Source organism: Desertibacillus haloalkaliphilus (genome assembly GCF_019039105.1).
In the GTDB taxonomy this organism is placed as follows: Bacteria; Bacillota; Bacilli; order Bacillales; family KJ1-10-99; genus Desertibacillus; species Desertibacillus haloalkaliphilus.
This window is the reverse complement of record NZ_JAHPIV010000332.1, coordinates 1-379: the sequence shown is the minus strand read 5'-3', so window position 1 is coordinate 379 and position 379 is coordinate 1. Positions and strand designations below refer to the sequence as shown.

Sequence of the window (379 nt, the reverse complement as noted above, 5' to 3'; positions counted from 1 at the left end):
AGTTAACTCGAGGTCTATATCATTAATAATCGGGAGGAAATAGATGAAGACATATTCTATTAGCGAAGTTGCCAAAGAATTAAATCTAACAGTATACACCTTGCGTTACTACGACAAGGAGGGACTTATGCCCTTTGTAGAACGAACATCTAGTGGGGCACGATTGTTTAAAGAATCCGATATCGGCGCTTTAAAAGTAATTGAATGTCTAAAATCTACCGGGATGCCTATTAAGGAGATTAAAAGTTTCATTGATTGGTGTTCGGATGGGGATTCCACGTTGCAAAAAAGACATGACATGTTTTTGGGGCGAAAAGCCATTGTCGAAGCACAGATGGAAGAATTAAAAAAAACAATGGAACTTATCGAACATAAATGC

The 379-nt window shown here is 37.7% G+C and carries 1 protein-coding gene; it reads left to right on the top strand.

The features are described 5' to 3' along the window. Positions 1 to 43: 43 nt before the first annotated feature. Positions 44 to 379: MerR family transcriptional regulator (locus tag KH400_RS22195; protein ID WP_217228335.1), on the top strand; the 336-nt coding region annotated here is incomplete at its 3' end.